This window comes from Oleiphilus sp. HI0123 (assembly GCF_001635315.1).
The window spans coordinates 1-4,955 of record NZ_LWGE01001482.1; the positions used below are offsets into that span (position 1 = coordinate 1).

At 41.6% G+C, this 4,955-nt stretch carries 1 protein-coding gene; it reads right to left on the reverse strand.

The features are described 5' to 3' along the window. Positions 1-210 precede the first annotated feature (210 nt). Positions 211-4,896, reverse strand: a complete 4,686-nt coding sequence (locus A3761_RS19555) for an RHS repeat domain-containing protein (protein WP_231881262.1) — start codon at positions 4,894-4,896, stop codon at positions 211-213. Positions 4,897-4,955: the final 59 nt, after the last annotated feature.

Genomic DNA, 4,955 nt, shown 5'->3' on the forward strand with positions numbered 1-4,955 from the left:
CGATGAAATACTTAAATGCACTATATTTACACCTTTCAATAAATAATTTATTAGTCTTGACCAAAAGGAAGATGAATAAGAGATACAGGACACTGAACCCTACACCAAATTTCAAAGTGATAATTGCCGGTCCATAAATAGCGCATATAACCAAAAACTTGACCCGAGATTCCCCCGATAGATTATTACTCATAGGTTTCGCCTCCATCATTAATTAGTCTTTTCCGGTATAGATAACGTGTTAGTAAAGTCTATCGCATCATTAGCATAACCGGCCGTATCTACTGTTCCCTGGAACCCTTTACCACCATAGAAAAATGCATCATCCAGGAATTTGGCTATAGGAGCTGCGGGCAACAAAAGTACCCCTATTAAATTAGTAACACTTTCTGAGTCCAGCCAAAGAGCACCCATTGCTGAAGCTCCTGAGACTAGGTAATAAGGGATCGTTAAAGTTCCAACAACAGAAAATGCTGTCGCATATTCTTTTTGCGTTGTAGTGGTATATGATTCCAATGACGTTGCGTCAGCTTGATCAGCCATAATGACGCCAGAATTCATCACACTCTGAGGAACCCAGCCTTTATTTCCATTCTTAAATGTAACTTCGACGCAACCGGGGCAGCCGTTTTGTTCTGACGTTAACTCATTAAACAAATGAACCATCGCCGCTTGAATAGCGCCTTGAGCAAAGTCACCGCCAGTCGCGCGAGAAGCTAAACCTCCAAACGTGGCAACGACTACTGTTCTCTCTATACTTAAAGGATCACCAAAACCACGAGTGGCGTAGCTACCAATTTTAGAGGCCAGCGCAGAAACCGCCCCATGAATAAACTTATCCCCGCGTAGGTCTGCTATGACACCTTGACTGACCATGTGCGTAGCCGTTATCAAGGCCCAGCTACCACCAATATGCCAGTAGCCGTCTGGGTTATTTATCCAACCACCCTCTGCAATGCCATTTGTGACGCCAGCAGAAGCAGCGGCTATTGCTGCATTTTCAAGCGACTTTCGCCCAATTTTGCCTGATTGCAAAAAGGACATAGTTAAGTTAGTAACTGCCGAGCGGGTCATCGCAACACCAACCGTCATTTTAGAGCCACCTAAAACCCCAACATCTGGATTCATCATTGTTGCGGAGAGAATAATACTAGAGGCCATCTGCCATGTAGGGTTATCACCGTAATGTGACGCAGCATATAGTAAGATAGCAGCAATGATATGACCGTAGTGTCCAGTAGGGTCTCGACTAACGACGGGATTACCTCTTACATAGGAGTAGCGGTTATAATCTAGTGGTGTTTCAATATCAGGGATCATTGAGTCTGCTGATGTAAAACGACCAATCACTGGATCATAGAGGCGCGCATTCATGTTTATTAGGCCAATTTCGTCAATCGACTCATGAGATGTAAAACCTCGCACGCCTGAAAGCTCAGTCATTGTTTCAGCAGCAATGTACCGAGAGATTAAATCATCGCCCTCACCTTCTTGTTCGAAAGCACCCCATACGTCTGCCCCTACGTCACTACTCTCTGCAACAACTGCTGTTTCCTGGTCTAAGTGATTGATTTGATCTTTCTGATCTTGAATTAAATCATCAATCAACGAACCATAAGGTGAATAATAGCGTCTAGAAACAACCTGCATACGAGAGTCAGTGATTAGCTCCCCACTTCCCAATATGTCCCTATGAATATAGGAAACTTTATCTGCTGTTTTGGCTTGTGCTATCTCATCCTCCAAAACAGTATCCGTTTTTTCTATCACCGCGACTGCATCGCCATCAGCCCAAACAGTATAGCGATGTATTACTTCTGAACCTTTTTTAACGTATTCGTAACCGGGTTGAACATAGTATCGCGTTTCACCTGAAGTTGTTTTTACCACTCGTTTTTGAGACGCATCGTATTTGAAGGAGACTGTTTGGCCATTTGCTGTAACGGATTGTGCTTTATTAAACGATGCCCAAACATAACTTCGGCCATCGCCTGTTAGCATATTTCCGTTTGCGTCATAGGCATAACTGAAATTACTTCCTTCAAAGCTTCTTGAGTCAAGTTGATTTGTTAAAGGATCATAAGTCATGATTCCAGCATTCGTTTTACGAGTTATATTCCCCCGTTCATCATGCTCGTAAGAATATGTGAGACTATACTGCGGTTGATTATATATCGATTGATCAAACGTCCAATCGCTTAGTCGCCCTTGATCATCTGTATACAGAAAAGTTTCTGTTGTTGTATTACCGAGGTCATTGGTATCGGTTTTATCGATGATTCTTCCACGGTCATCATAGCTATAGGTGAGCTGCCTCAGTGAACTTCCATTCACAATGGCGGTATTAATCTGCTCTACCAAGCCGGTTTCAGGATCTAAATCTCGATGCGTGTATAAGCCATTTCCGAATATCTCTGTCTGGAGGTAGCCTTTTGGTGTTCGCTTGGCTGCATGCCAAAGTGTTAACTTACCATGAGTGCTGTTCAAGTCTTGCTGGCTTTGGGCAAGTGCTGCGGCTCCGTCTTCATCAATAACATATAAAGCTTCGTCAACGGCACCAAGTCGAGCTTCTATAGTCGCTAAGTCACTATCTATACCATTATCTAGTTCTGAAATCTCTGAAGCTGAGCTAGAAACAGCCGCTTCCATTTGACCAAAGTAATACTTGTATTTTTCCTCATAAAAATCTTGAGCCTCACCAACTTCCATTTCCCATTGATGAATATAAGGAACTTCTACAGTTGCAGGAACAAACGTGACAATATCGCCTACCATTATTGGAATTAAACGCTCTTCGTCTCGCATTCTTTCCTCAAAACCTACATACGTTTCATTAATGGGCTCTTCAACAGAGTATGAGTTAAGTTCTGTTTGTAAGGCTTGAAACAAGTTAAGTGCTGCGGGGAGATCGTCTTCAAAATAACTTTCCCAAGGAGCTCTATCTCCTTCAAGATCAATAGCACCCCACCCCCAAACATAACAATAATTTGACGAGGACAGGAGTTCATCTATATGAGAGAGAAGCTCAATTTCAACCCTAGCAATGCTCAACTGTTTTATTTTCTCCAGGACTTCAGCATTCGTGAAGAAAGATTCACGCGCAAGTAATTGAGTTTTAAGCGAGGCTACTCGCTCGGAATATATAGGCAGCTCAGCATCAAGCATTTGATGGCCCGGAAACTTTGAACAGTCAATAGAGTTAACCCCTTCTCGATTAAAACTGCCATCTTCATTTACTGGGTTTGGGTACATAGACCTTCTCAAAAGAGAAGTTATTTCGTAAAAAGACACGTCTTTGATATAGTCCAACAGCAATTGTACCGTACTTATTTCAAACTCACTTGCTCCTGCACCTGTTTGATAAGCTGATATTGTAGCTCTAAACAGTTCCTGGTCATTTAACAAAGGCGCTAGATTCTCTCTATACACTTGATAAGCTGATTCACAGTTAGCTATTGCTCGGTTATATTCTTGGTTTTTGAAATAATACTCACTAAAGTCATCAATATTAAATTCGCATTCATCGTAATTATTATCAGCGTAAATGTAGTCTTGTAATACCTTTTTTAACTCATAGAGTTGTATTTGTGCGTCTCTGTCAATAAATTCGTAAACTAAATCAAGCGTTCCTTGATCAAGCTCCGAAACAGTCTTCTCAATAATACTCGAATCTGTTTCACTACCTATTACCGTGCCGACAACTTGCTGCTGAACCAGTGATTGCGCCAGATATCTCTGAGCTAAACCTTCGAAGAATGTGACTGGGTCAATTATTTCTGGTGCAGGAATTATTTGTTCGTCACCGTTGGCCAGGGTAATAGTTAAATCACTTATGGCAACAGTTACTTGATCTGTATTATATCTAGCACAATATTTTGTTGGCCCCCAACCATGATAGCTAGCGCAGTATGTTCTTGCGTAGTAGTAATTTTCAGAATCTTGGTCAATCATCTTGTAACGATGACCACTACCAAATTGAGTTTTGATACTATTAGCCTTTTCAATTAGCTCACTATATAAGGCTATGTATTGTTCTGCGCGGTTCTGATGTTCAACAGCAATATCATTTAATACGCTAATAGACTGGCTTACCTCATTAAACTTATCTAGGAACTCTCGATACTGTTTATGATACTCCAGCGCTTTATTGCTATGATACTGAGCCTTATTAAGTGCCGCTTGCTGCAATGATTGAAGCCGTTCAAGCTCTACCATTAAAGTATCTTTTTCGGCCAGCAAGTATTCAAAATCAATATTTTTAATATCACGAGCCTTCATTGACACGTTTTGCAACTTGCCAATATTGTCATAGCGATTAAACATGGAGACATCATTCGGGTACTTGGTTTCGATCAAGCGGCTATAATCGTCGTGTACGAACTGTGTCGTAAATGTTTGCGTATTCACATTTAAGGTTTCTGTCTCAACGCGACCTAACTCATCATAAGTCCAAATCTTAGTCGCCTCAGTACCAGTTTCTTGTTCTAGCTGTCCGATTCCATTTCCACTAGCAAAATAATCCCAACGAGAAGTGCCTTCAGGCGCAACTTTGCGAGTCATTCTGCCAAGCAAGTCGTAGTACATTTTTACTTCTTGCTGCTTCGCATCTTTTTGATAGACTAACTCGCCAAAGGCATTATGTTTGTACTGCCATTCCCCCATTGAAGGGTCTTCTTGGCTCTTTTTAAAGCCTCGATCATCGTATTCAACGGTTGTTTCAAGGTTGTTCGTTCGCGTAAGTTCTAAATTGCCAGCCGCTGTATATTCGTATTCAACAATCTGGCCGTTTTCAGTTACTGAAGAAGGCTTGCCGTGAATGCCCACCGTCGTTGACTTACTGTAATCACTGTAAGCTATATTCGAGGTATTTCCGCTATAGGTATAGCTAACCGTCAATGGTAGTTTATCGGGTCCTGCTTTTGATTCTGAGGATACTCTACCCACACTATCAAAGG